Raw genomic sequence first — 20,801 nt, forward strand, 5'->3', positions numbered from 1 at the left:
TACCCAAAGACTATCCTCTGTCTTTGGGTTTTTGTTTTTCCTCATTCTGTAACGCCTCGTTACAAACTCATTCTCCATTACGTGAAAATGGAGGAGATCATATGCAACAGTTTGCAGAATTCCTACATGCAAGCAAACATTATAAAACCATTCCCATTATGGAAAGTTTTTTTGAAGACACGTTAACACCCGTTTCTATCTTTCAGGCTTTACGAAAAGAAGCGGTCTATCTATTAGAAAGTAAAGAGCCCAAATCAGACTGGGCGAGGTATTCTTTTATTGGATTGAATCCATTTTTGAAGATAACAGCTGAGGATACCACCATTTCTTTACGGGAAGAAAAGACCAACCACATCTTCTTTCAATCAAATGAATTGAATGAAGTCATCCAACAAGCTAACAAACTACTGCAAGTAAAGCTCCTGGAAAAAAAGGTAGGATTTACAGGGGGAGCAGTTGGCTATCTAAGTTATGATTTTATCCCGACAATCGAAAAAGTGCCAATGCACCCATCTTACGGAGGAGAACACACAGCAAATCTATTGTATTGCGAGAATATAGTCGTATGTGATCATAAGGAAAATGAATTACATTTTATTCATTATATTCGTTTAGATGGAGAGGAAAATGAAAAAGAACTACAGGATAGATTTAATCAGGCAAAACAATCAATTCTTGAAAAAGTGTCTCTAATAAGAAAACGACAAGAAAGCGACCCTCTTGTGGAAGCAGATAATGAAAAGGCGGAGCTTCCTGTTCAGTCTAATTACACAAAAGAGAGATTCATTGAACATGTAGAAAAGATTAAAAAATATATCCAAACAGGTGACATCTTTCAATGTGTCCTTTCCCAGCGTTTTGAGTTGGAAGCTGACATGGAAGGATTTGATGTTTACCGAGTGCTAAGAAGGCAAAATCCCTCTCCTTACTTGTTTTATCTTAAATATGACGAAATGGAACTGATAGGAAGTTCTCCCGAGAGGTTAATACAAATTCAGGATAAGAAGTTAGAGATTCATCCGATTGCCGGTACGAGAAAAAGAGGAAAAACGGAAGAGGCAGACCAGAAGCTTGCAAAAGACCTAATGCAAGATGAAAAAGAACAGGCCGAACATTATATGCTTGTCGATCTTGCGCGAAACGATTTAGGAAGGGTCGCCAAATACGGTTCCGTTCATACGCCGGTCATGAAAGAGCTTGTTTATTTTTCAAGGGTGATGCACCTTATTTCTATCGTAAAGGCAGAACTTGCTCCAAACTACACACCTGTGGAAGCCTTGCTCGCAGCATTTCCCGCTGGTACAGTTTCCGGCGCACCAAAGGTAAGGGCGATGCAGATCTTGCAAGAGCTTGAGCCGACAGTAAGAAACACATACGCCGGGGCAATTTGTTATATCGGTTTTGACGGAAACATCGATTCTTGCATTACCATCCGGACCATTCAAAAACGCGGCAACAGCTTTTATGTTCAGGCAGGTGCTGGTGTCGTGGCAGATTCTGTTCCAGAACTGGAATATAAAGAAACGGTAAATAAAGCCTCAGCATTAATTGAAACAATCCAACTAGCAAATAAATATTTTGCAAAAAAGACGGGAGGGTCTTGCAGCTATGTTTAAAGCCTATTTAACAAAATTAATAGATGGAGCGAACCTTAGAGCAGAAGAAGCGGAAAGTGCGATGGATCTAATGATGAAAGGGGAAGTCACCTCCAGTCAGATTGCAAGTTTCATCTCTATCCTCAGATTCCGCGGGGAGAGCTTTGAGGAGATGTTGGGTTTCACAAAAGCGATGCGAGGCCACATGAAGCCAATATCTTATACGCACCCTCATTTAATAGACACATGCGGTACAGGAGGAGATGGCGCCTCTACCTTCAATATTTCTACAGCTTCTGCAATTGTGGCGGCAAGCGGCGGGGCAAAAGTAGCCAAACATGGAAATCGGGCAGTTTCTTCTTCCAGTGGTAGTGCGGATGTGTTGGAACAGTTGCAACTTCCTGTCCAACAAACATTAGAAGAAGCGACGGAAAACCTTAAAGTAAACGGAATGAGCTTTCTATTTGCCCCTATCTATCACGAGGCAATGAAGCATGCGGTCGCTCCTAGAAAGGAAATCGGTTTCCGGACTATCTTTAATCTGCTTGGTCCTTTAGCCAATCCTGTTCGTTGTAAAAAACAAGTAATCGGGGTGTTTTCGGCCGATTATGCATATAAGATGGCAGAAGTGTTAAATGAGCTCGGCTCCGAACATGTATTGATTGTAGCTGGGGAAGATGGGTTAGATGAAATTACGATTACTGCAAGCACGCATGTGGTGGAAGTGAAAAACGGAAAAATATCCTCTTATACGATAACTCCAGAGGATTTTGGGTTTGAACGAGGCCGACTGGAAGACATTCAGGTATGTAACAGTTTGCAGAGTGCCCATCTTATCAAACAGATTTTTCAAAACAAAAGCAATGAAAATGCACGAAATATCGTTTGTTTGAATGCTGGTGCGGCTCTGTATGTATCAGGAATTACCGATACGATCCATGAGGGTGTAGAGCTTGCCCTCCAATTAATTGAGGAAAATAAACCGTACGAACTATTACAGCAACTAAAGAAGGCAGGGGTGACGGAACATGTTAACTAACATTGTAGAGACGAAAAAGGTGGAAGTAAAAAATTTAACACTTCCTTCCCAGAAACAGGTACAGCGTTACTCCTTTTACGAGGCACTTGCCAATCCCAAGCGTCATATAGGCGTGATAGCAGAAATGAAAAAGGCTTCCCCATCAAAGGGGATCTTAAAAGAAAGCTTTGCTCCTATCGATATTGGAGCGGAATATGAAAAAGTTGGAGTGGATGCGATATCCGTCCTCACAGATCAGACCTATTTTAAAGGTTCAAAACACGATCTGATGATGGTAAAGGAAACAACAAGCCTTCCTGTACTGAGAAAAGATTTTATTATAGATCCGATTCAAGTTGAGGAAAGTGCCCGTATTGGAGCAGATGCGATTTTGTTGATAGCAGAAATTCTTACCGATAAAAAACTGGCAGCATTATATAAACAAGCAACAGATTTAGGCTTAGATGTACTGGTGGAAGTGCACAGCCTGGATAGGTTGTCACAACTCCTGCAAACAATCACTCCAAAGATCATTGGAGTCAATAATAGAAATCTAGCAACCTTTGAAACAGATATTCAAACGACCAAGGAACTCTCAGCTCACATACCAAGCTCTTCCTTGCTTGTGAGTGAAAGCGGCATACTGACTGCAGAGGACCTGCGCCAAGTAAAAGAGTTTGGTGCAAAAGCCGTGCTGGTTGGGGAAGCGTTCATGAAAGACCAAACCCCAGGGATTGGAGTAAGAAGATTATTTGGAGAGCTTGAACGTGTTTAAAACGAAGGTGAAATTATGTGGCAACAAAAGCTTGGAAGATTATGAGGCATCTGTAAAGACCGACGCAGATTATCTAGGCTTCGTTTTTGCGAGGAGTAAGCGTCAGGTAACACCCGATCAGGTGGCACAATGGGTAGCGCTTGTTCATCCTCGGAACAAGCGGCTTGTAGGAATCTTTGTTAATCAAAGTAAAGAGTTCATCCTTCATGCAGTCCGCACAGTTCCGCTCGATGTCGTTCAGTGTCACGGAGATGAGGACCTGACTTTTATAAAAGACTTGAAGGCAGAGAGTGATGTAGATATTTGGAAGGTGATCCACCATGAAGATGAATCTACTGTAGATAAATTAAAACCTTTTCTGGGAACGATAGATGGTTTTGTGGTAGATAAAAAGGTCGGCAATCAGTACGGTGGGACGGGAATAAGCTTCAATTGGGGCCATATCCCGCTTTATGATAAGGTTTCGTGTGAAAATGATATTCCATATTTGATTGCGGGCGGGATAAATGTAGAGACCTTACAAGAGTTGTTACCCTTTTCTCCACAAGGAATCGATCTATCAAGTGGAATAGAAGAGAATTTTGCTAAAAGTGAAGAGAAAATGAATCTGATAGAAAGAATGGTGAGGGAACATGACAAACGTACAAACACCAGATAGCTTCGGTAGATTTGGAGAGTTCGGGGGCAAGTATGTGCCTGAAACATTGATGCTGCCGTTGGAGGAACTAGAACAAGGCTTGCAAAAGGCCCTGAAAGATCCAACCTTTCTAGAAGACTATCACTATTATTTGAAGGAGTATTCCGGCAGACCGACAGCGTTGACATATGCTGAAAAACTGACAAGTCGAATTGGCGGAGCGAAAATCTACCTAAAAAGAGAAGATCTAAATCACACAGGTGCACATAAAATAAATAACGCCATTGGCCAGGCATTACTTGCTAAGCGCTTGGGCAAAAAGAAAATTATCGCAGAAACAGGGGCAGGACAACATGGAGTAGCAGCCGCAACAGTTGCTGCCAAGTTTGGATTGGAGTGCAAGGTGTTCATGGGGGAAGAGGACATTGAGCGTCAAGCGTTAAACGTTTTTCGTATGAAATTACTCGGGGCAGAAGTAATACCTGCTACAAGCGGCAATAAAACGCTAAAAGATGCCACCAATGAAGCTATTCGCTACTGGGTGCAGCATTGTGAAGACCATTTTTATATGATTGGCTCGGTTGTTGGTCCCCATCCGTATCCATATATGGTAAGGGAATTTCAACGAGTGATCGGGGAAGAATCAAAGAGACAGTTCCAAGAAAGAGAAAGAGGGTTGCCTGATAAAATTGTAGCCTGTGTAGGTGGCGGCTCTAATGCAATTGGAATGTTTGCGCCATTTGTGGACGATGCAGTGGAACTTATCGGCGTGGAAGCTGCCGGAAAAGGTATCGATACACCACTTCACGCTGCAACCTTAACGAAAGGGACAAAGGGAGTGATCCATGGCTCCCTGACGTATCTTATTCAAGATGAACACGGCCAGATCATTGAGCCTTATTCCATTTCAGCAGGCCTGGATTATCCTGGTATCGGACCGGAGCATGCCTATTTGAAAGACAGCAACAGAGTGGAATACCAAAGTGTGACAGATGAGGAAGCGTTGGAGGCCCTTCATATACTTGCAAAGGAAGAGGGCATCATCCCGGCAATCGAGTCGGCACACGCTCTGGCAACTGCGTATAAAGAAGCGGCAAAGATGCCAAGTGATCAAACGGTCCTTGTTTGTTTATCGGGGCGGGGCGACAAAGACGTGCATACATTAATGAATAGAATGGAGGGGACAGTAGAATGACAACGTACCTAGAGAGATTACCAAAACATGACAAGCTGTTTATTCCATTTATCATGTCTGGAGACCCTACACCGGAATTGACGATAAAGCTGGCCCTCCTTTTAGAAGAAGCGGGCGCATCCGTGCTAGAGCTTGGAGTACCGTACTCCGATCCGTTAGCCGATGGACCTGTCATACAGCGTGCTTCCAAGCGGGCTTTGGCCCATAAAACAACCATAACGAGCACCATGGAGCTTGCAGGAGAAATGAGAAGAAGAGGACTGAAAATTCCGATCATACTCTTTACGTATTTCAATCCTGTGTTACAATTAGGAGAAGAATCCTTTTTCGCTTTAGCGAAGCAAAATCAGGTCGATGGGCTCCTTATTCCTGACCTTCCGTACGAAGAGAGTGGGCGCATACGAGAGAAATGCAGCGAACATGCTATTACGTATATATCGCTTGTTGCCCCAACATCCAAAGATCGGATGAATACGATCACGGAACACGCCCAAGGGTTTCTATATTGTATCTCATCCCTTGGCGTGACAGGAGTGCGTAAGGAATTTTCGGAGGAGTTATACGCTTTTCTTGAAGAAGTGAAAAAGAAAAGCAACGTCCCGACTGCAGTAGGATTCGGAATTTCAGAGAGTGAACACATACAAACCTTAAAACCATATTGTGATGGCTTTGTGGTGGGGAGTGCACTCATAAAAATGATTGAACAAAAAGAAAAGCAATTTAAAGTTGATGAAGAAAAAACATTGCATGAATTAAAAGAACAAATAGAGGAGCTTATTTCTCCACTTTTAGCAGAAAGGTGATTGTTGAAGATGGATATTAAAGAACAACTGCTTAACTTAACCCCATATCAACCTGGTAAAACAATGGAAGAAGTGAAGAGGGAATTAGGGTTAGACAAAATAGTGAAACTCGCTTCCAACGAGAATCCTTATGGCTGCTCTCCGGCTGTACAAGAGGCATTGATATCGCAGCTTAGCAAGTCTGCAACATACCCTGATGGTTATGCAAGAGACTTGCGAGAAGTACTTGCAGTCCAAACTGGTGTAGGAGAAAAAGAGCTTATTTTCGGAAATGGTTCTGATGAGGTCATTCAAATTGTTTGCCGAGCACTATTAAAACCTGGGAAAAATACTGTCATGCCAACTCCTTCATTCCCACAATACAAGCACAACGCCATTATTGAAGGGGCAGAAGTTCGAGAAATTCCATTGAAAGATGGTTATCACCAGCTCGAGGAAATGCTTAACTCCATTGATGAGAATACAGCGATCGTTTGGTTATGCAGTCCGAATAATCCTACAGGAACGTATATCAAGGAAGAGTTGCTTCTAGAATTTATTAAGAAAGTCCCTAGCAGCACTTTAGTTGTTGTGGATGAAGCATACAAGGAGTATGTCACATCAGAGGACTATCCTGTAACGGTGAATCTGTTAAAAGACTACCCAAACCTTATGATTACCCGTACATTCTCGAAAGCTTACGGCCTTGCAAGTTTTCGAATCGGATATGGAATTGCGAATGAAAAGCTTATTCGTCTCATCGAACCGGCAAGGGAACCTTTTAACACGAACTCCCTGGCTCAAGTCGCTGCAAAGGCTGCAGTAGGAGACCAATCTTTTATTAAAGATTGTGTATCAAAAAATAAAGAAGGTTTAGAGCAATATTACGCATTCTGCGATGAAATGAAGCTTGCTTATTATCCTTCTGAAGGGAACTTCATCTTAATAGACTTTCAGACTGACTCCGATGTATTGTTTCAATACTTAATGAAAAAAGGGTATATTGTCCGCTCAGGAAAAGCTTTAGGTTATCCGACTTGTTTACGTATTACAGTCGGAACAAAAGATCAAAACGCAGAAATCATCTCTTACTTGAAAGAATATAAAATGAAGCAAGCTATTTGATAGAGAGGAGATATCCTCTCTATTTACATATATAAAGACATCAGGCGGTGAAGTGTAGTGAACGGGAAAGTGTTGGTGATCGGACTAGGGCTGATCGGAGGGTCCATAGCCCTTGCGATAAAAAAAGAACATCCAAATGCCTATATAATGGGATACGATATTCATGTACAACAGGCAAAATTAGCAAAGTCGTTAAAAGTTATCGACGATTTTTGTGAAAACTATGATGCAGAAGCAAGGGATGCAGATTTTATTGTCATTTCTGTACCTGTCATGCAGGCAAATGAAGTGTTAAAACATTTAAGCGGGATTACATTTTCGAAACCACAAGTTGTGATTACCGATGTAGGAAGTACGAAAAATAGCATTACAACTTTAGCCGCTACCCTTTTCCCCCAGGATAATGTTACATTCATAGGGGGACATCCCATGGCAGGTTCCCATAAAAGCGGGGTGATTGCTGCCAAAAGCCACCTTTTTGAAAATGCTTTTTATGTACTTACTCCATTCAAAGAGGATGCAAATCCTAAAGAAGTGGCCTTAACCAAAATGTGGCTTGCCGGAACAAAGGCGAACTTTATCACCATGTCTGCTAAAGAACATGATCTGGTTGCCGGAGTCATCAGTCATTTTCCTCATGTGGTCGCAGCAGGTCTTGTTCATCAGGCGGAGGACATGCAGTCTACTAATCCGTTTGTCTCAAGACTCGCAGCTGGCGGATTTAGGGATATCACAAGGATCGCCTCAAGTAACCCAACCATGTGGAAAGACATTTTAATACATAATAAAGCCACTATCTTAACACTTTTAGATCAATGGATGGAGCAAATGGAAGTGGTGAGGGATCATTTGTCACAGGATAACGAAGCTTTTTTGCTAGAGTATTTTAGCAAGGCTAAGGAATTCCGTGACGGCCTGCCCGTAAAGTCCAAGGGAGCCATTCCCTCATTTTACGATTTATATGTAGATGTGCCTGACTATCCTGGTATCATTTCTGAAATTACCGGTATACTTGCACAAGAAAACATAAGCATTACCAATATCCGAATCATGGAAACAAGAGAAGAAATTTATGGAGTGCTGAGACTAAGCTTCCAATCTGAAGAAGATCGCCAATCTGCTGAAGATTGCCTACGCAAACACACCATGTATGAAACCTATATTGTCTAGTTAGGAGAGAGTGAAAATGAAAAAACTTACAGGTACCGCAAGTGGATTAAAAGGAACCATTCAAATCCCTGGAGATAAATCTATTTCCCATCGTTCTGTCATGTTTGGGTCTATGGCGAAAGGCAAAACGACAGTGGAGAATTTCCTCCCAGGTGATGACTGCCTAAGTACAATCAGTTGTTTCTCCAAGCTTGGAGTGAAGATAGAACAGAATGGCTCCAATGTGACGGTATATGGAAACGGATTGAAGGGACTTCGAGAGTCATCAGAAATATTGGATGTCGGGAATTCCGGAACAACAGCGCGACTGATGATGGGGATCCTCTCCGGTTTGCCAATACACTCTGTCTTGATAGGGGACGAGTCTATCGCCAAACGACCAATGAAACGGGTGACGGTTCCATTACGTGATATGGGGGCAAGAATACAAGGGAACCAAGATGGCAATTTCACGCCGATCTCTATTCAAGGAGGCGGCTTACGTGGTCTTGATTACGTGTCACCTGTCGCAAGCGCCCAAGTGAAGTCTGCCATTCTGTTGGCGGGTTTGCAGGCTGAAGGAGTAACCTCTGTTAGTGAACCGTTTAAATCCAGGGATCATACAGAAAGAATGCTTCGTGCGTTTGGTGTGGAAGTAAAAGAAGAGGAAGGCGGAAAGGTAAGCTTGGTTGGTGGGCAGAAGCTGGTGTCCGATCTGCATATTGTTGTTCCTGGAGATATTTCTTCTGCAGCGTTTTTCCTGGTGGCTGGTGCGATTGTGCCCGGTAGTAGAATCACACTGGAGAGGGTAGGGTTGAATCCTACTCGTACTGGGATTTTAGAGGTGTTGAAAAATATGGGGGCAAGTCTTTCCTACTCTAATGTGATAGAGGATGGACCGGAACCTTATGCCGATATTACCGTTGAGTCTTCTGATCTTAAAGGTGTTGAAATTGGCGGAGATATCATCCCACGGCTGATTGATGAAGTGCCTATCATCGCTTTGATGGCTACCCAGGCTGAAGGAACAACGGTAATCAAGGATGCAGAAGAGCTGAAGGTGAAGGAAACTAACCGCATTGATACGGTTGTTAATGAGCTGAAAAAGCTTGGGGCAGACATTGAGGCAACAGAGGACGGAATGATTATCAAGGGAAAAATAAGGTTGCATGGCTGCACGCTTGATAGCTACGGGGATCACCGTATCGGTATGATGGGGGCCGTTGCGAGTCTCATTGCAGAAGGCGAGACAGTTCTTCAAAATGATAAGGCAATCAATGTTTCTTACCCGAGCTTCTTTGAGCATATGGAGAGTTTGAGAAGAGGTTGAATTTTAGTTGAGTGGGTCCATCCATTGGGATGGGCCACTTTTAGTTTGTTGTACTTAGTAGCTTTGAACATTGAGGGTCGTTGGTTGGCTAAGAGGGGGTATATCACTAGTTTTCCGAAGGATGGGGGACTCGTTTAGCCTGTGAAATTTCATTTTCGCCCGTAAATTTAGATTATCGCCCGATTAGTCTTAAAAATCGCCCGTAAAATGAAATTATCGCCTGATGATGCTGAAAATCGCCCGTAAATTCGAAATATCGCCCGATTATGAGGTTGGATACCACTAGGGGGTATGCAACATTGATTAATAGTTCTTACTCCCGACCTTCAACTAGCAAACCTAACTTTTTCCATGCCCTAAAACATCGCATCCAAAGCATATTCTCCCATCCAGAAGCATAGCTTGTTTTAAGAACATTACAAGAGGGGGATGCTATGGAATATATAATAGAAGCTGCCAATGTAGTTAAAAACAAATCAACACTCCTCCATACCAATCTGCTAGTGAAAGATAGCAAAATCCATTACATGAAAGAAAGCTCTTTTGCTAATTCAAGATCCATGAGAATGGATATCTCCTCTTATGTGCTGACACCCGGACATGTTATGCTGGTTGATAACCTTGAACAAATGCCGTTTCCGCAGTTTAAACAGTTCATCACCGAGAACTATTTGAAAAAAGGCTGTACAACCCTTCTTTCTCTTATTACCGTTCAACGTGAAAAAGAATTATTGCAAACATTGAAGAGAGCGAGAACTTTCTTATTAAATAGTCCGATTGATTATTATTTTGCGGTAAGAATTCCCTTCCATAAACTCACACCTTCTTTTGTGAGACAATGCAGGCGTTATAAGATTTCTGCTATCTTTTTGCAGATGGATGATACAACTGAACTCTCCTCCGTCCCATGGGGGTGGATAAAAGATGCCTTGTATCAATTTCCGGTAACATTTCTGCCGTGCTGGCAAAACATTTCTCCATCCAAAAAAAACAAGAAGAAAAAAGAGTGGAAACTAATCATGAAAGAAGAAAAATTAACACATGCCACCGAGTGTCCAGAACAAGGGAGTCCTCTTGATTTGGATCTATTAATGAAAATTGGTATCTACCCGTCTAAAGGAGATTTGAGGGTCGGTGGAGAATTAGACTATAATCTCTATTTGTCACCAGAAGGCCATATTATTGAAACTATTGAAAATCTGGATTATGATAGTCATATTCCAGAAGTTACAGTTCAAAAAGGAACGGTTATCAAAGCGGGAGACGAGGTTTTATTTCGTCCAGGCTTTGGAGAAGAATATACAGTAACCATTCCAGGCCATTTCTTACTCTCTGAAAAGATTTGAAGAAGATGTGATTTCGGATTTTAAAAACGAAGGGAAGTAGTATTTTGTCTTACACAGTAATTGATAAAGCTCTAGAACTAATAGATAACGGGGACATAGAACAGGGTCTTACTATCCTGAAAGAAAACGAATCAAAATTTGGAGAAGAGGATTTGTTTCAAACTGCCCAGATCTATCAGCAACTTGGCATGCTTGAAGACGCCAAACAACTTTACCAAAACCTCCTATACCAGTTTCCGAATGAGTCTGACCTTATTATTTCACTGGCTGAAGTCCACATTGACCTTGATGAAGAAGATGAAGCGATGGGGTTATTAGAAAACATAGCGGAAGATGATGAGGTCTATATTCAGTCTCTGCTTCTTCTTGCAGACCTGTATCAGGCACAGGGACTATTTGAGGTCAGTGAGCAGAAATTACTTGCTGCCAAAAAACTTGCACCAAATGAACCAATTATCAGCCTTGCTTTAGGGGAAGTGTATCTATCTCAAGGTGACTATAAAAAAGCCATTCCATTTTATGAATCAGTCCTTCCGCATGCAGGTGAGATTGAGTTCTCCCTGCAAGAAAGACTAGCTGAATGTTACAGTGCAACAGGTCAATTTGAAGAAGCGATGCCTTATTTCGACCAGGCTTTGCAGAAAGAGTTGAAAATTGACGTATTATTTCAATACGGATTTACCGCTTTTCAGGCAGGATATTTCAAGACGAGTATCGAAAAACTTAATCAGGTAAAAGAAATGGATTATGAATACTCCTCTCTTTACTTGTATCTTGCAAAAGCATATGAACACGAAGGATTGTTAGAAGACAGCTTGCGTGTTGCAAAAGAAGGATTAGCGGTTAATGAATATAACAAAGAACTGCAAGTGTACGGAGCCAAAGTGGCAATGAAACAGCAGAATGTACAAGAGGCAGAAAGGTTACTTAGGGAAGCCATTGCCATCGATCCTGGATATGTGGAAGCAGCCTTAACTTTAACGAAAATCTTCTTGCAGGAAGAGCGCTATGAAGATGTTATAGACTGCCTAAATGAACTCATTAACTTTGGAGAGTCAGATCCGCAATATGATTGGGACCTAGCTGTTGCCTATCAACAAACCGAAAAATATTCTGATGCATTAAATCATTACCGTCAAGCATATACTTCTTTTAAAGATGACAGCAGCTTCCTTTACGATTATGCACACTTCCTATTGGAGGAAGGGAAACGAGAAGAAGCAAAGCCGCTTTTTGAAAAACTAATACAACTTGACCCAACCAACATAGAATTGCAAGATCTGTATTTAAATTTACAAGAGTAGGATATATTCTACGCAGAGGAGGGACGATAGTTGTGGCTACCCCTGTATCTGTCAACGAGAAGAAGGACTTTATAAGGTGGTTCTTAGGAAACTATCAGTTAAAAAGACGTGAATGTGTATGGATTTTAAACTATTTAATGAGTCATGACCAGTTGATGAAGAAAGTTCACTTTGTCGAGCAAGCCCAGTTCTGTCCACGGGGAATTATCATGTCAACCCATTGTGTAGAAGAAGTTCCATTCAGATTCTATAAGGAAAATGTCATGACGACGGACGCCGAAAAATCCTTCCATGACATCAGGCTTAATCGTGATGAGGATATTTATATACAATTAAATTTCCGGTCAGTCTATCATTCCCCACAATACGCTGCGGTGCTTGAAGATAATCCGTTTATGCCTAAACAGCCCCAAATCAATGAAAAGGATCGGATCTTAGCAGAAAGGATGCTAGAAGAATCCATTTACACCTTTCAAAAAGAGAAGCTGTTGAAATTAATTGATGAAGCGTTGGACCGGCAAGATGAAGAGGCGTTTCGTAAACTTACAGGTCAGTTGAAAAGATTATAGAATTCTTCACCTCCAACATAAGTGTTGGGGGTTTTTTAATGATGGAAAAATATTAGAATAGTCTTCAGGGTTATTCTTGATTGTTAGGTTGAAGACATGAGTGAGGAGGAAAAAGGAGAAGAGAAGTCCTCATCGTCGTTATGAAGACGTGAGTCAGGTGGAAACACGGGAAGAGAGGTCCTCATATTCGTTATGAAGACGTGAGTGAGAAGGAAAAAAGAGAAGAGAGGTTCTCATCACCATTTTGAAGACAGCAATGACAAAAAATTTCATTCAAATGGTCAATGATGAAACTCATGTGCTAATACACAAGTGATTTTTTGTTCATAGGTGGAAAAATAGGTGAGTTCTCCCTAAACATTTGACCTCTACCACTTCAAAACTTATATTTAAAGAAACACACCAAATCCCTCAAAGAAAGAGTGAAACGAAACCATGAAATGGACAAGCAAAGATATCTCCCAGTACGTTCAAGCAAAAGAATATATAGATACTGTCATCATTCCCCTGATGCCGATTAGTTTTGGGGACAACATTAAAACGATTGCCTCTCACGGAGAATACATACACATATTAAGTTACGAATTGGAAAGGCAGTTTAAAGGAAGAGTGATCCTGTTGCCGCCATTTAGCTATATCGAATCAGATCATGCAGAAAACAAAGTAGCTCAGCTTAACAATCTTTCTCTACATATTAAAGAAAACAATATTAAACATGTATTTCTCATGACATCTGACAGTTCTTGGAGTCAAAAGGAACAGCAATTAGAAGGAAAGCTTGTATGGCTTCCTGCGATTCCTTTAGAAGATATGGAAGATAAATATAAACAGAAAATCATTCAAGATCAGATGAATCAATTATTACCGATGTTTATTCAAAAATGGCAGGATTAAAAGTATAGTAAATGGTGCAAAATATCCCAAAAGGCAAACTGCTAGCAAAACAATTTTAAAAAAAGCAATAAAAAAACAAAAATATTTTAAAAGGATTGAAAATAAGTCACAACCTTGCCATTTTTTCAAGGCAGGAGATTATTGACCTTGGGACAAGATTGATATATCATGAGAATGTCCTAGTTTTCTATGTGTTATAATCTACTGTCCGTATGGACTTAGTTCTTTCTATAGAGGGGGGAAAACAATGAGTGAGAAAAACCATCGCGTGTCTAGACGTCAATTCTTAAACTATACCCTTACTGGTGTAGGCGGGTTTCATGGCAGCAGGTATGCTGATGCCAATGGTTCGTTTTTGCAATTGATCCTGTGCTTAAAGCGGGTGCAGATCAAGATATGGTCGCTGTATTTGATGAAAGCGAATTAACAACAGAACCACAACGTTTTGATTTTAAAAATTGATCAAGTTGATGCATGGTATGAATCTGAAGAACCAAGATCTGCCTGGATTTTTAAATCCGAAAACGGAGATGTAATTGCATTATCTCCTGTATGTAAGCATCTTGGCTGTACGGTGAACTGGGCTTCTGATGAAGCGAATCCTAATAGATTCTTCTGTCCATGCCACTATGGCTTGTATAAAAAAAATGGTGACAACGTACCTAATACACCTCCACTTGCTCCACTAGATGTTTACGAACATAAAGTGGAAGATGGAAAAGTATATCTAGGTAGCGCAAAAACCTAAAGGGGAGGCGTAATAATTGTTAAATAAGATTTATGACTGGGTTGACGAACGATTAGATATTACGCCGATGTGGCGCGATATTGCGGACCACGAGGTACCTGAGCACGTAAACCCAGCACATCACTTCTCCGCATTCGTTTATTGCTTTGGTGGATTGACGTTCTTCGTAACAGTTATCCAAGTACTATCAGGTATGTTCCTGACTATGTACTATGTTCCAGACATTAAAAATGCGTGGGAATCCGTTTATTACTTACAAAATGAAGTTGCGTTCGGTCAAATCGTACGCGGTATGCACCACTGGGGAGCGAGTTTAGTTATCGTAATGATGTTTTTACATACACTACGTGTTTTCTTCCAAGGTGCATATAAAAAACCACGTGAACTTAACTGGGTGGTAGGAGTACTTATCTTCTTCATCATGTTAGGTCTTGGTTTTACAGGTTACCTATTACCTTGGGATATGAAAGCATTATTTGCTACAAAAGTAGGGTTAGAGATCGCCGCTGCAACTCCTTTAATAGGAGATATGGTGAAAACGTTACTTGCTGGACATCCTGAAATTGTTGGTGCGCAAACACTGACTCGTTTCTTTGCGATTCATGTATTCTTCTTACCTGCAGCTCTATTCGGCTTGATGGGTGCTCACTTTGTCATGATTCGTAAGCAAGGTATTTCTGGACCGCTATAAGATTCATTATTTTTGATAACAAAGGAGGGGAACCTATATGCATAGAGGAAAAGGTATGAAGTTTGTTGGTGACTCGCGTGTCCCGGCAGTACGCAAACCTAATATTCCAAAAGACTATTCCGAGTTTCCTGGTAAAACGGAAGCATTCTGGCCAAACTTCTTGCTAAAAGAATGGATGGTTGGTGCGGTTTTCCTAATCGCATTCCTATGCCTGACTGTCGCTCACCAATCACCATTAGAGCGTATCGCAGATCCTACTGATACTGCGTATATCCCGTTACCAGACTGGTACTTTTTATTCTTATACGAACTACTTAAATATCGTTATGCAGCTGGACCATACACGGTTATTGGTGCAATGATTATGCCTGGTCTTGCGTTTGGTGCATTGCTACTTGCTCCGTTCTTAGACCGTGGTCCTGAGCGTCGCCCAAGTAAGCGTCCAATCGCAACTGGTCTTATGCTACTTGGTATTGCTTCAATCTTCTTCTTAACTTGGCAGTCTGTAGATTCTCATGACTGGGAAGCTGCGGCAGAACAAGGTGAGATTAGAGACGAACTTGCGGTTGAAATTGATGAGAATGCAGAAGGTTACTTGATTCTTCAAGAAAACACCTGTCTTTCTTGCCATGCTAACAACTTGCAAGGTAGCCCTGGTGTAGCTCCATCCTTATTAGACAACCCTGACTATGCATCTGAAGATTATCAGAAGATTGCAGTAGAAGGTCAAGGTGATATGGGAGCTGGGATTTTCAAAGGTTCAGACGAAGAACTTAAAATCCTAGGTGACTACTTAGTTGAAATGAATGAAAAAGCTGCAGAAGCAGAATAACAATGAAGCTGGCTAATTTAGCCAGCTTTTTTGTATAATGGAAACATCAATTAAAAAGTGAGGAAACATGATGTTAACTTGGTTTATACATTTATTGAAGACGCCGGTAATGCTATGGCTGGTGCTAATCATTAACGTTCTTGGCACCATCTATGGGTACATATGGTATGGCTATCAATTAGCAGAAACTCCAGCTATCTTTCTTATTTTTGTCCCAGATAGTCCTACGGCAAGCCTCTTTTTCTGTTTTGTCTTAGCAGGTTTTATTTTAAAAAGGAATTTCAAGCTGTTTGAGGCGTTAGCGATTATTACGCTAGTGAAGTATGGAATATGGGCTGTAGTGATGAATATATTAACGCTCATGGAAACTGGCTATTTGCCGATAGAGGGATATATGCTGATTGTTTCCCATGGAGCGATGGCTGTGCAAGGAGTGCTGTATAGTCCGTATTATCGTTTCAGACTATGGCATCTTGTTGCCGCAGGAATTTGGACTTTACATAATGATGTTATAGACTATGTATTTAAAATGATGCCTTGGTACGGAAGCTTGATGAAATATTTGCCTCAGATTGGCTATTTCACTTTTTGGTTAAGTATATTTTCCATTGGCGTCGCGTATTATTTCTCTTTACGAAAAAGTAGAATGAAGCTGAGCATGGATTAATGTTCTAACCTTGTCCACCCTCTCATAACATGTAGTAGAGAATATGGGAGGGACAAGCGATGAAAGCAAAAAAACTTATAGTAGCCATACTATTATTTTTACTTATTTTCCCGACAGGTATAAAAGCACACTCTCATGAAACTTTGGAGCCCTTTGCCCTGAACTTTATAATGGATGATGCTCTACAGCTTGTAAAAACGGAAAGATATGTAGAAGCACACAACCTGCTGGATATTTTTTCTGATGAATTTACTAAGCTAATGGTAACGAACCAGCAGATTCCCCCTGATGAAGTAAGGATTATTTCTGTGGTTCATCAACAATCAATGTCCTCCCTCAGTGACACACTTCTTCCACATGAAGAAAAAGTTAGGGCAATCATTAGACTCCGTTTGGCAGTAGATGCCATGACATCCGAACACCAGCCGATGTGGGTGGAGATGGAAGATCCTCTTATCATGACATTTCAACAATTGAAGGATTCTGTTGATACCAGGGACAGTGATACGTATGAAGCATTGTACCGAAGACTATTGTTGGAATACGATATGATTCATCCAAGTGTTCGGATGGATGTTAAGCCAGAGCATATACAAAAAGTCGATGCCCATATTGATTATTTGGATAAAAACAGGGAGGCTTTGCTATCTCATTCAGAGGAATTTGATGATATGCAGGTTATTGAAGCCGATCTTAAAGCACTTTTTAAAGAGCTTAAAGAAAACGAAACAGATCCGTCGTTCTTATGGGTCATGATTTCAACAGGGAGCTTTATTTTATTAACATTGTCCTATGTCGCCTTCCGTAAATACCTTGGGGCAAAAAAGCTCGAGATGAGGAAAAAGCTTAAAGATTGACAGGGATAAAATAAAGCAAATAAAATAATCCTAATAGGAAGACTACATTTAGCTATGTGATATGAAGCTAAGGAGGGACTTACTAATGGGATTGGGAATGTATCTAATCTACTTTGCATTTTTACTGATTGTCCCATTATGGGCGCAGTCAAGAGTGAAAAGCGCATATAAAAGATATTCTAAAGTCGCTTCCTCATCCGGAATGCCGGGGGCAGAGGTTGCTAGGAGAATATTACATGATAACGGAATTCACAATGTGAGGGTGGAAGAGACCAGGGGTCATTTGACGGACCATTATGATCCTCGCTCGAAAACCATCAGATTGTCATCCCATAATTATCATGGTAATTCCATTGCGGGTGCGGCCATTGCTGCTCACGAAGTTGGCCACGCCATTCAGGACAATCAAGATTATGCGTTTTTACGGTTTCGTCATTCGTTAGTACCGGTTGCAAGTCTTGGATCGAATATGTCATTTTTCTTGATTTTCGCTGGGATTATCTTCGGTGCGAGTAACCTGATTCTTGTCGGGATTATCTTTATGGCGGCTGCGGTGCTGTTTCAGCTGGTCACCCTGCCTGTTGAGTTCGACGCTTCCAACCGGGCGATGGATCAAGTGGTGTCGCTTGGAATCATTAATAATAATGAGGAACGGGAAACGAAGAAGGTACTGAATGCCGCGGCATTGACCTATGTGGCAGCTGCTGCTGTGGCAGTGGCGGAGCTTGTGAGGTTTATTTTGATTTATTTGGGTAGTAGGGAATAGAGTTTGGAAGCAGCCTGTGTGAGCGGGCTGCTTTATTTTGTTCGATGTGACTATGAAGACCTCTAAAACAAGAAAACCGAAGAGAAGTGGTCTTGATAAGTATAAAGACCTCTGAAGCTAAAATCCGAAGAAGAGAGGTCTTCATACAAAGACCTCTCATGTATTAATATTATCGCTCCACCGGATTCTTATTCTCATCCAACGTAAAGCCTTCCCCAAGCACGTCATGTACATCACTGACCGCAACAAACGCATGCGGATCAACAGAAGTGATGACATTTTTCAACTTTACCAGCTCATTTTTGGCAACAACACAATACAATACATTGCGTTCGACCTTTGAAAAGGAGCCTTGTCCACGCAATATAGTCACACCACGGTCCATTTCCTCATGTACTTTGGACGCAATCTCTTCATTCTTTTCAGAAATAATGGTTGCCCCTTTAGCCGCATATGCTCCCTCTTGCATAAAATCAATTACACGGGCGGCAACAAACACAGCAACAAGTGTGTACATCGCTTCCTGGTAAGTTAAGTACATAATCAATGAAAGCACAATCACAACAGCATCAAACATGAACATTGCTTTTCCCATACTCCAGCCAATATATTTGTGCGCAAGCCGTGCGATAATGTCCACGCCGCCTGTAGTTCCTCCGTATCGGAAAATAATCCCCAATCCTATCCCGATGAACACTCCTGCAAACAACGCTGCCAAAGTTAAGTCATTCTCAAGAGGAGGGAACATTAAAGGGACTCTTTGGAATATCCATAAAAATAAAGACAAGCTGAACGTCCCAATCAGTGTGTAAAAAAACGTATTTCTTCCTAGTAGCTTCCACCCAATGAAAAATATAGGGATGTTAAGGAGAAGGTTAGTATAGGAAGGATCGAACCGGAAAAGAAAGTATAAAAGTAGTGTGATACCGGTAAAGCCGCCTTCTGCTAGATTGTTTTGCATGTTGAAGTTGACAAGACCAAATGCGAAAATGGCAGAACCGATTAGTATGTAGATAATATTTTTTATTTTCAAGCCTTTTAACATGATGAACCTCCAAGACCTAGATAGTTTACAACCTCTCTATTATAATAGACAAGAAGAAGATAAGTAAATGAGATAAAGGATTAGGCTTATTATTTGTTTTGCCTATCACTTCCTGTCGATTTCGTTCCAGGTGTTCCCTTTCCGCGGGGCGCTGCTTGAGCCTCCTCGGCTTTGCCTGCTGGTTCTCAAGTCTACCGCTACCTCCCGCCGGAGTGTCACACCTTGCACTACAATCGCCAGGAGGGTGTTGCGTGTTTCAATAAATCAAGCTCAATCATTTGTCAAATGATAAGGTTTTAGCTAACATGATAGGGTGAGGTGACATGTGCATGAGTGAAAAAACGATGCAAGAAATGCAAAAGGAAGTTGACAATTATATTTCCCAATTTAAAGAAGGTTATTTCAGTCCGTTAGCAATGCTTGCGAGGATGACAGAAGAACTTGGAGAGTTGTCCAGGGAAGTTAATCACTATTACGGGGAAAAGCCGAAAAAAAGTACAGAGAAAGAAAATACGGTGGAAGAAGAATTAGGTGATATGCTGTTTGTCATGATCTGCTTCGCCAATTCTCTTAATATAGATTTACAGGAAGCACACGACCGTGTGATGGAAAAGTTTCAAACGAGAGATAAAGATAGATGGACAAGGATTGAGGAGGAAGGGAAATAATGAAAAACATCAAGATCATTCTTGCGGGCCCACGTGGACGGATGGGAAAAGAAGCAGTAGATTTAATACATAACACAGAACACTTTCAGTTGGTTGCTTGCCTGGACAGAGTGAATGAAGGCAAACTACTGTCTGAAGTAGAAGGGTTCCCTAACATTGATGCCCCAATTTACAATGACCCAAGAACCTGTTTTCAAGAAGTGGAAGCAGATGTACTCATAGACCTTACCACTCCTGAGATTGGAAAGATTAATACGAAACTTGCGGTAGAATATGGGATTCGCCCCGTAGTTGGGACGACAGGCTTTAATGAAGAAGAGCTTAAAGAACTTAAAGACCTTGCAGCATCCAAAAAAGTTGGTGTCATCATTGCACCAAACTTTGCGGTAGGAGCTATCTTAATGATGAAATTTGCGCAAATGGCAGCGAAGCATTTTCAAGACGTGGAAATCATGGAATTGCACCATGACAGAAAATTGGATGCTCCATCAGGTACAGCGATAAAGACGGCAGAACTTATTTCCAAAACGCGTGAGCCAAAACGCCAAGGCCATCCGGAGGAAGAGGAAACAATTCAAGGGGCAAGAGGAGCAGAAACGAAAGACGGAATTCGCATTCATAGTGTCAGATTGCCTGGACTTGTAGCACACCAAGAAGTGATGTTTGGGGGAGAAGGACAATCCTTGACAATTCGCCATGATTCCTACAATCGTGCAAGCTTCATGTCTGGGGTCAAATTGTCTGTGGAAACAATCATGAATTTGGAAGAGTTAGTGTACGGCTTGGAAAATATTATCGAGTAACGGGG

At 41.4% G+C, this 20,801-nt stretch carries 21 protein-coding genes and 1 pseudogene; 21 read left to right on the forward strand and 1 reads right to left on the reverse strand.

Annotation, left to right across the window (positions count from 1 at the left end; translation table 11 throughout):
* Nucleotides 1–101 precede the first annotated feature (101 nt).
* The 19 genes and pseudogenes from trpE to M313_RS0106930 all read left to right on the forward strand — a co-directional run bounded on the left by trpE (nt 102) and on the right by M313_RS0106930 (nt 18,280).
* The gene (trpE, locus tag M313_RS0106840) at nt 102–1,616 is read left to right on the forward strand and encodes an anthranilate synthase component I (protein ID WP_010193660.1); all 1,515 of its coding nucleotides are present in this window, start codon (nt 102–104) and stop codon (nt 1,614–1,616) included.
* Nucleotides 1,609–2,634 (forward strand): anthranilate phosphoribosyltransferase, encoded by a 1,026-nt coding sequence (gene trpD / locus M313_RS0106845; protein WP_010193663.1) that lies wholly within the window; start codon nt 1,609–1,611, stop codon nt 2,632–2,634. The genes trpE and trpD overlap by 8 nt, the downstream gene beginning before the upstream one ends.
* Complete coding sequence (gene trpC, locus M313_RS0106850; RefSeq protein ID WP_010193664.1) at nt 2,624–3,388, forward strand: indole-3-glycerol phosphate synthase TrpC; 765 nt, start codon at nt 2,624–2,626, stop codon at nt 3,386–3,388. The genes trpD and trpC overlap by 11 nt, the downstream gene beginning before the upstream one ends.
* Nucleotides 3,381–4,046 (forward strand): phosphoribosylanthranilate isomerase, encoded by a 666-nt coding sequence (locus tag M313_RS0106855; protein WP_010193665.1) that lies wholly within the window; start codon nt 3,381–3,383, stop codon nt 4,044–4,046. The genes trpC and M313_RS0106855 overlap by 8 nt, the downstream gene beginning before the upstream one ends.
* Nucleotides 4,021–5,220, forward strand: coding sequence for a tryptophan synthase subunit beta (trpB, locus tag M313_RS0106860; protein ID WP_010193666.1), 1,200 nt, complete (start codon nt 4,021–4,023; stop codon nt 5,218–5,220). Before M313_RS0106855 ends, trpB begins: the two co-directional genes overlap by 26 nt.
* Nucleotides 5,217–6,023, forward strand: coding sequence for a tryptophan synthase subunit alpha (trpA, locus tag M313_RS0106865; RefSeq protein ID WP_010193667.1), 807 nt, complete (start codon nt 5,217–5,219; stop codon nt 6,021–6,023). The genes trpB and trpA overlap by 4 nt, the downstream gene beginning before the upstream one ends.
* Nucleotides 6,024–6,032: 9 nt before the next feature.
* A complete protein-coding gene (hisC, locus tag M313_RS0106870) occupies nt 6,033–7,127 on the forward strand; it encodes a histidinol-phosphate transaminase (protein ID WP_010193669.1) in 1,095 nt (364 codons plus the stop codon).
* A 57-nt stretch (nt 7,128–7,184) separates the two neighbouring features.
* Entirely contained in the window at nt 7,185–8,297 is a 1,113-nt protein-coding gene (locus M313_RS0106875; protein ID WP_010193671.1) for a prephenate dehydrogenase, read from the forward strand.
* Between the two features lie 10 nt (nt 8,298–8,307).
* Nucleotides 8,308–9,606 (forward strand): 3-phosphoshikimate 1-carboxyvinyltransferase, encoded by a 1,299-nt coding sequence (gene aroA / locus M313_RS0106880; RefSeq protein ID WP_029326375.1) that lies wholly within the window; start codon nt 8,308–8,310, stop codon nt 9,604–9,606.
* A 434-nt stretch (nt 9,607–10,040) separates the two neighbouring features.
* Complete coding sequence (locus M313_RS0106885) at nt 10,041–10,952, forward strand: hypothetical protein (protein WP_010193674.1); 912 nt, start codon at nt 10,041–10,043, stop codon at nt 10,950–10,952.
* 44 nt (nt 10,953–10,996) lie between these two features.
* Complete coding sequence (locus tag M313_RS0106890; protein ID WP_010193675.1) at nt 10,997–12,256, forward strand: tetratricopeptide repeat protein; 1,260 nt, start codon at nt 10,997–10,999, stop codon at nt 12,254–12,256.
* A gap of 32 nt (nt 12,257–12,288) precedes the next feature.
* A complete protein-coding gene (locus M313_RS0106895) occupies nt 12,289–12,825 on the forward strand; it encodes a ReoY family proteolytic degradation factor (RefSeq protein ID WP_010193676.1) in 537 nt (178 codons plus the stop codon).
* Nucleotides 12,826–13,260: 435 nt separating this feature from the next.
* The gene (locus M313_RS0106900; RefSeq protein ID WP_010193677.1) at nt 13,261–13,719 is read left to right on the forward strand and encodes a YpiF family protein; all 459 of its coding nucleotides are present in this window, start codon (nt 13,261–13,263) and stop codon (nt 13,717–13,719) included.
* A 247-nt stretch (nt 13,720–13,966) separates the two neighbouring features.
* A pseudogene (locus tag M313_RS22900) lies at nt 13,967–14,480 on the forward strand (ubiquinol-cytochrome c reductase iron-sulfur subunit).
* A 3-nt stretch (nt 14,481–14,483) separates the two neighbouring features.
* Nucleotides 14,484–15,158, forward strand: a complete 675-nt coding sequence (qcrB, locus tag M313_RS0106910) for a menaquinol-cytochrome c reductase cytochrome b subunit (RefSeq protein WP_010193681.1) — start codon at nt 14,484–14,486, stop codon at nt 15,156–15,158.
* A gap of 37 nt (nt 15,159–15,195) precedes the next feature.
* A complete protein-coding gene (locus M313_RS0106915; protein ID WP_010193682.1) occupies nt 15,196–15,990 on the forward strand; it encodes a menaquinol-cytochrome c reductase cytochrome b/c subunit in 795 nt (264 codons plus the stop codon).
* Nucleotides 15,991–16,060: 70 nt separating this feature from the next.
* Complete coding sequence (gene lhaT, locus M313_RS0106920; RefSeq protein ID WP_010193684.1) at nt 16,061–16,657, forward strand: lipoprotein heptaprenylglyceryl N-acetyltransferase LhaT; 597 nt, start codon at nt 16,061–16,063, stop codon at nt 16,655–16,657.
* A 59-nt stretch (nt 16,658–16,716) separates the two neighbouring features.
* Nucleotides 16,717–17,514 (forward strand): sporulation protein YpjB, encoded by a 798-nt coding sequence (locus M313_RS0106925; RefSeq protein WP_010193685.1) that lies wholly within the window; start codon nt 16,717–16,719, stop codon nt 17,512–17,514.
* Between the two features lie 85 nt (nt 17,515–17,599).
* Entirely contained in the window at nt 17,600–18,280 is a 681-nt protein-coding gene (locus M313_RS0106930) for a zinc metallopeptidase (protein WP_010193687.1), read from the forward strand.
* A 169-nt stretch (nt 18,281–18,449) separates the two neighbouring features.
* Here M313_RS0106930 and M313_RS0106935 read toward each other — a convergent pair whose 3' ends face one another.
* The gene (locus tag M313_RS0106935; RefSeq protein WP_010193688.1) at nt 18,450–19,325 is read right to left on the reverse strand and encodes a YitT family protein; all 876 of its coding nucleotides are present in this window, start codon (nt 19,323–19,325) and stop codon (nt 18,450–18,452) included.
* Nucleotides 19,326–19,654: 329 nt separating this feature from the next.
* Here M313_RS0106935 and M313_RS0106940 point away from each other — a divergent pair, with 329 nt between their 5' ends.
* Both M313_RS0106940 and dapB read left to right on the forward strand, forming a co-directional pair.
* Entirely contained in the window at nt 19,655–19,993 is a 339-nt protein-coding gene (locus M313_RS0106940; RefSeq protein WP_010193689.1) for a nucleotide pyrophosphohydrolase, read from the forward strand.
* The gene (dapB, locus tag M313_RS0106945; RefSeq protein ID WP_010193690.1) at nt 19,993–20,796 is read left to right on the forward strand and encodes a 4-hydroxy-tetrahydrodipicolinate reductase; all 804 of its coding nucleotides are present in this window, start codon (nt 19,993–19,995) and stop codon (nt 20,794–20,796) included. Before M313_RS0106940 ends, dapB begins: the two co-directional genes overlap by 1 nt.
* The last annotated feature ends 5 nt before the right edge of the window (nt 20,797–20,801 follow it).

This window comes from Bacillus sp. m3-13 (assembly GCF_000175075.1).
GTDB lineage: Bacteria > Bacillota > Bacilli > Bacillales > Bacillaceae_I > Sutcliffiella_A > Sutcliffiella_A horikoshii_C.

Bases quoted from the DNA above. Each gene is read 5' to 3' on its own strand.
- trpE (WP_010193660.1), top strand. From the start codon at position 102: ATGCAACAGTTTGCAGAATTCCTACATGCAAGCAAACATTATAAAACC.
- trpD (WP_010193663.1), top strand. From the start codon at position 1,609: ATGTTTAAAGCCTATTTAACAAAATTAATAGATGGAGCGAACCTTAGA.
- trpC (WP_010193664.1), top strand. From the start codon at position 2,624: ATGTTAACTAACATTGTAGAGACGAAAAAGGTGGAAGTAAAAAATTTA.
- trpB (WP_010193666.1), top strand. From the start codon at position 4,021: ATGACAAACGTACAAACACCAGATAGCTTCGGTAGATTTGGAGAGTTC.
- trpA (WP_010193667.1), top strand. From the start codon at position 5,217: ATGACAACGTACCTAGAGAGATTACCAAAACATGACAAGCTGTTTATT.
- hisC (WP_010193669.1), top strand. From the start codon at position 6,033: ATGGATATTAAAGAACAACTGCTTAACTTAACCCCATATCAACCTGGT.
- M313_RS0106885 (WP_010193674.1), top strand. From the start codon at position 10,041: ATGGAATATATAATAGAAGCTGCCAATGTAGTTAAAAACAAATCAACA.
- M313_RS0106900 (WP_010193677.1), top strand. From the start codon at position 13,261: ATGAAATGGACAAGCAAAGATATCTCCCAGTACGTTCAAGCAAAAGAA.
- M313_RS0106915 (WP_010193682.1), top strand. From the start codon at position 15,196: ATGCATAGAGGAAAAGGTATGAAGTTTGTTGGTGACTCGCGTGTCCCG.
- lhaT (WP_010193684.1), top strand. From the start codon at position 16,061: ATGTTAACTTGGTTTATACATTTATTGAAGACGCCGGTAATGCTATGG.
- M313_RS0106925 (WP_010193685.1), top strand. From the start codon at position 16,717: ATGAAAGCAAAAAAACTTATAGTAGCCATACTATTATTTTTACTTATT.
- M313_RS0106930 (WP_010193687.1), top strand. From the start codon at position 17,600: ATGGGATTGGGAATGTATCTAATCTACTTTGCATTTTTACTGATTGTC.
- M313_RS0106935 (WP_010193688.1), bottom strand. From the start codon at position 19,325: ATGTTAAAAGGCTTGAAAATAAAAAATATTATCTACATACTAATCGGT.
- M313_RS0106940 (WP_010193689.1), top strand. From the start codon at position 19,655: ATGAGTGAAAAAACGATGCAAGAAATGCAAAAGGAAGTTGACAATTAT.
- dapB (WP_010193690.1), top strand. From the start codon at position 19,993: ATGAAAAACATCAAGATCATTCTTGCGGGCCCACGTGGACGGATGGGA.